Here is a 4626-nt window from a genome sequence, read left to right on the forward strand (position 1 = left end):
GTGAGGGCGGGGGCCGGCTCGCGAACCGGTTCAGCCGGGTTCGCCGCGCTCGACATCGACCGGGTCGTCGGTGCCCCCGACGTTGACGCCCAGGCGGGCCATCCGGTAGCGCATCTGGCGCAACGACAGCCCGAGGCTCGCGCCGGCCGCCGTGCGGTTGTAGCGGTAGCGCTCGAGCGCGCGTTCGAGCACGTCGCGCTCGATGTCGTCGAGGTAGGCCGCGAGGTCGCTCGGCAGCGGCGCCTGCACCGGCGCGACCGGTGCGCGCACCGCCTCTGCCGCCGCCGCAGCGGCCGGCTTGGCCGACACCACCGGCGTCGCATCGAACTCCGCGGCATCGCTGTCGCTGAACACCAGCTCGGAGACGCCCAGGTCGGCCACGTCGATCACGTCGCCCACCGTCAGCGCGACCGCGCGGTGCAGCAGGTTCTCGAGTTCGCGCACGTTGCCGGGGAAGCTGTAGCGGCTGAGCTGCACCATCGCATCGCGCGTGAGCCGCGGCGCGGGCGACACGCCGGCATCGCGCGCGATGCGGTCGAGCACGCGGTCGCAGATCGACGGCAGGTCTTCGAGCCGCTCGCGCAGCGGCGGCACGCGGATCTGGATCACGTTGAGGCGGTAGTACAAGTCCTGGCGGAACTTGCCGGCCTGCACTTCGGCGCCGAGGTCCTTGTGGGTCGCGCTCAGCAGCCGCACGTTGACCGCCTGCTCGACGACCGCACCGACCGGGCGCACCGAGCGCTCCTGGATCGCGCGCAGCAGCTTGCTCTGCATCGCGAGCGGCAGGTCGCCGATCTCGTCGAGGAACAGCGTGCCGCCGTTGGCGGCCTGGAAGAAGCCCTCGCGGTCTTCGTTGGCGCCGGTGAACGCACCCTTGCGGTAGCCGAAGAACTCGGCCTCGAGCAGCTGCTCGGGAATGGCGCTGCAGTTGACCGGCACGAAGGGCTGCCCGGTGCGCGGACTGATCTCGTGGATGGCGCGCGCCACCAGCTCCTTGCCGGTGCCCGATTCGCCGTTCACCAGCACCGGCGCCATGCTGCGTGCCACCTTGTCGATCAGCTGGCGCACCTGCTGCATCGCCTGCGACTGGCCGGCCATGCGCGCGAGCGCCTGGCTGACCGGGCCGGCGTGGGCCGGCGCGGGCGCCGATGCGGGCAGCGATGCGACCGGGCGGGCCGTCACCGCGCTGGCGTTGCCGGGCGAGACGGGCGGCGCACCGTTCTCGGACGGCAGGCTGGACGGCACCATCGTCGGCACCGTCGCCGCGCTGCGCCCGAGCGCCGAGGCGACGACCGCGCGGAACTGCTTCAGGTCGACCGGCTTGGTCAGGTAGTCGTAGGCGCCGGCCTTCAGCGCCTCGACCGCGTTCTCGGCCGAGCCGTACGCGGTGATCACGATCGCCTTCTCGCGCCGGTTGCCCTCCTCGAGGCGGCGCAGCAGGTCGAGCCCGGTGCCGTCGGGCAGCCGCATGTCGGTGATGACGGCGCTGTACGTGCGGTCCTTCAGGTGCAGCAGCGCGTCGTCGACGGTGGCTGCCGTCTCGACGTCATAGCCCTCGCGCAACAGCGTCAGCTCGTACAACGTGCGCAGGTCCGGTTCGTCGTCGACGACCAGCAGGCTGAAGTGGGAAGGCGAACTCATGATGTGAGGTGCAATCGGGTCTCGGGCGCTTCGGTGCCCGCCAGGGGTTTGCGCCGCATCGCGACAAAGAATTCGTTGCGGTTCGGCTCGCTGGCGGCGCGCAGCCGGTAATCGATGCGCGCGCCGTAGCGCTCGCACAGTTCCCGGCAAATATACAAGCCCAGGCCGGTGCCGCGGCTGCGGGTCGAGAAGAAAGGCTCGAACAGGTAGCGTTCGACCTCGGGCGGGATCGGCTCGCCGTTGCTCGTGACGCTCAGCACCACGTGCACGTCGTCGCGTGCCGACAGCGTCAGGCGCACGCCGCCGGGCATCGGCTGCGCATGGCGCTTCGCGTTGTCGAGCAGGTTGACCATCACGCGGCGCAGGTGCTCCGGGTCGAACACGACGCCCAGCGCCTCGTCGGGCAGCTTGACGCGCAGCAGGCTGTCGCCGCCGATCGGCATGCCGGCGGCACGCGCCCATTCGCTGCAGATGGCGGCGACCAGCGCGGTCGCGTCGATCGGGCCGCCGTCGTGCACCTCGCTGGGGGTGACTTCCATCACGTCGTCGACGATGCGCTTCAGCCGGCCGACGTTCTCGGTGACCATCTGCGTCAGCTGGCGCTGGACGGCGGTGGTCGCGTCTTCGGAGAGCAGCGCGTTGGCCTGCGAGATCGCGGCCAGCGGGTTGCGGATCTCGTGCGCGATGCCGGCCGACACCCGGCCCATCGCGGCCAGCTTTTCCTGGCGGGTGCGCGCCTGCATGCTGCGCACGTCCTCGATGAACAGCACGCACAGCGCTTCGCTCGGGTCGGGCGCCTGGCGCCGGGTGAAGCGCACCCGCACCCGCAGCGTGCGCGGCKGGCTCGATTCGAAATCGAGCACCACGTCGCGCCCGCCCTCGGGCCAGGTCGATTCGGCGAACGCGCGCTCGACCGCCTTCACGAGCTCGCCCCAGGCCTCGACGCCCTGCAGCTGGAACGGCGCCTCGCGCGAGACGCCGCTCGGCGCCAGCAGCGCGCGCGCCGCCGGGTTGGCGGTGCGCACGCGGCCGCGCTGGTCGACCACCAGCACGCCCTCCTGCATCTCCTCGATCACCAGCCGGTTCAGCTGCGCCTGCTGGCGCGCCAGCTCCAGGCTGCCGCGCGCGGTGAGCTCTTCGCGCGCCAGGCGCCCTGCCAGCTCGCCGGCCAGCAGCGTGATCACGAAGAAGCCGCTGCCGGCGAGGCCCGCCTGCGTCATCAGCGCGGTGACGTCGGTCCCGCCGGCCAGCACCGACAGCCAGGCGACCCCGAGCAGCGACAGCGTGACCACCGAGGCGGTCGCGAGCGCCATCAGCCGTGGCGTCAGCACGCCGGCCATCAGCACCGGCAGCACCAGCAGCGCGACGTAGTTCAGGCCGGCGGCCGGCGACATCCAGTGCAAGGCACCGAAGCAGACGATGTCGACGCCGATCGTCGAGATCCACTGCGGGCTGCGCAGCCGCGCGAGCTGGCGCGGCGCGGCCGAGCGGCGGTAGCGCGGCAGCACCCACATCGACAGCGCGAGCGCCGCATAGGCGAGGCTCACGGCCACCACCGGCCACGGCGGCTTCACGCCGAAGATCGCCGCGACCACCTGGGTCGCGACCAGCGCGACGCCGAGCGCCGCGCGGGCGCTGATGAAGGCGCCGTAGATGCGCTGGAAAGCGGTCTGGCCCGAGCCGATCAGGCGCCGCGCCTGGCGCGTCAGGAAGTTGCTGTCGGCCTGGGCCGCCTGCGCGGCCTGCCAGTTGCCGTCGTAGCGCGAATCGTCCTCGACCCAGCTGTCGCGGGATTGGGTGTCCTCGCCGAGGGCGCCGAACCAGGACTCCTGGCTGGGCCGGGTCGTCGCGCGCACGTTCGAGCGGCGGTCGTTGCGGCGGCGCTCGGGCTTGGGCGGCGCGCTGCTCATCGGGGCGCGTGCTCGCGTTCGAACGCGCTGCGATGGGCTTCGCCGCAGAACACCCCGCCGCGGCCCGGCAGCGCATCGGCCTTCGGCAGGTGCAGCCCGCAGTGCGCGCAGGCCACGATGGTGTCCGGCACGGCGGAGGCATTGGCGGGCGGCGGTGGCGCCGATGGTGTCGGCGGGGCCGCGCGCCCCGGCCGGCCGCCGCGCACCAGCCAGACAATCAGGAACACCACGACGAGCAGGACGATGAACTTTCCCATGCGGCCCTCAGGCGGTCGTGCGGTGCAGGACGACTTCGAACACGAAGCGCGACCCGACATAGGCGAGCAGCAGCAGCAACGCACCGGCATAGAGCCAGCGGATCGCATGCCGGCCGCGCCAGCCGAGCGCCTGGCGGCCGACCAGCAGGCCGGCGAAGACCAGCCAGCCGAGCACCGACAGCGTCGACTTGTGGTCCCAGCGCCAGGGATTGGAGAACCACCAGCCGAGCAGCAGCGTGGCCGACAGCAGCGCGAAGCCGGCAGTGACGAACTGGAAGGTCAGGCGCTCGAGCTGCAACAGCGGCATGCCGGCGTTCGCGGCGGCGCGCAGGTTGGAGCGCATGCGGCGCTCGGCGGTGTCGAGCATCACCGCATGCAGCACCGCGGCGCCGAACAGGCCGTACGACGCGATGCCCAGCGCCCAGTGCAGCGGCGCCCAGGCCGACACCGCCTGCGGCCGGAACTCGCCCGGGAAGATCGCCGCCAGCACCACCGCCGCGGCCCCGAGCAGGCCGAGCCAGCGGCGCACGCCCGGCAGCGGCACCCAGCGGCTCTCGACCGCGTAGACCGCGATCACGAGCCACAACGTGGCCGACAGCGCCGGCGCGAAGCCGAAGCGGGCGCCGGAGACGGCGCTGCCGATGCCGGCCATGTCGACCACGATGGCCAGCGCGTGCGCGACCCAGCCGGCGATCAGCGCGCGGCGCGGCGCGGCACCGCCGCCCGCCCTTTCGCGCTCATTCAGCAGCACCGCCGCCGCGTAGGCCAGCAGGGCCGCCGCGCTGGGCACCCACAGCATCCATGTCGACGGTGTGCTC

4 protein-coding genes are annotated in these 4626 nt (G+C 72.6%); all 4 read right to left on the reverse strand.

Features of this window, described 5'->3' with window-relative positions:
- Positions 1-30: 30 nt before the first annotated feature.
- Entirely contained in the window at positions 31-1641 is a 1611-nt protein-coding gene (locus tag AC1D15_RS18790; RefSeq protein WP_477827175.1) for a sigma-54-dependent transcriptional regulator, read from the reverse strand.
- Positions 1638-3551, reverse strand: a complete 1914-nt coding sequence (locus tag AC1D15_RS18795) for a sensor histidine kinase (protein WP_477827176.1) — start codon at positions 3549-3551, stop codon at positions 1638-1640. The genes AC1D15_RS18790 and AC1D15_RS18795 overlap by 4 nt, the downstream gene beginning before the upstream one ends.
- Positions 3548-3808: a PP0621 family protein gene (locus AC1D15_RS18800; RefSeq protein WP_465112856.1), complete on the reverse strand. Its 261-nt coding sequence runs from the start codon at positions 3806-3808 to the stop codon at positions 3548-3550. The genes AC1D15_RS18795 and AC1D15_RS18800 overlap by 4 nt, the downstream gene beginning before the upstream one ends.
- A gap of 7 nt (positions 3809-3815) precedes the next feature.
- Positions 3816-4626: cytochrome C assembly family protein (locus AC1D15_RS18805; protein WP_477827177.1), on the reverse strand; the 811-nt coding region annotated here is incomplete at its 5' end.

It is taken from the genome of Rhizobacter sp. P2_H2, assembly GCF_056403375.1.

Coding starts and splice junctions, on each gene's coding strand:
- AC1D15_RS18790 (WP_477827175.1), bottom strand. CDS start 1,641: ATGAGTTCGCCTTCCCACTTCAGCCTGCTGGTCGTCGACGACGAACCG.
- AC1D15_RS18800 (WP_465112856.1), bottom strand. CDS start 3,808: ATGGGAAAGTTCATCGTCCTGCTCGTCGTGGTGTTCCTGATTGTCTGG.